The following is a 282-nucleotide window of genomic DNA, read 5'->3' on the forward strand; positions in this document are numbered from 1 at the left end:
CGCGGAGCGGACCAGGCCCCATACCGCGGCCGCGGCCAGGTCGCTGCCATCGGTGGCGCCGCGGGTCATCACCACCAGCCGGGAACCGTCCGTGGCCGGGTCGGCCAGCCAGTCCTGGATCCAACCCAACACCAGCGTGCTCGCCGCGTGCGTGGCCTCGACAACGCCGACAGCATCGCCCACAGCCGGTAGATCGCCCGTAGCCGGTAGCTCGGCCACCACGACCGTGGGCAGCTCGCCATCAAGCCGGCCTGGCGGGTGGGGCACCAGTAGAGGTTGCGG

General features: G+C 72.7%; 1 protein-coding gene. It reads right to left on the reverse strand.

The window, feature by feature from the left end; all coding sequences use genetic code 11:
- Positions 1-267, reverse strand: a 267-nt coding sequence (locus ACLQ22_RS32055; protein WP_425695612.1) for a hypothetical protein, incomplete at its 3' end; no start/stop codon positions are given.
- Positions 268-282: the final 15 nt, after the last annotated feature.

Origin of the sequence: Micromonospora sp. DT178 (assembly GCF_049841695.1) — a bacterium.
Lineage (GTDB): Bacteria > Actinomycetota > Actinomycetes > Mycobacteriales > Micromonosporaceae > Micromonospora.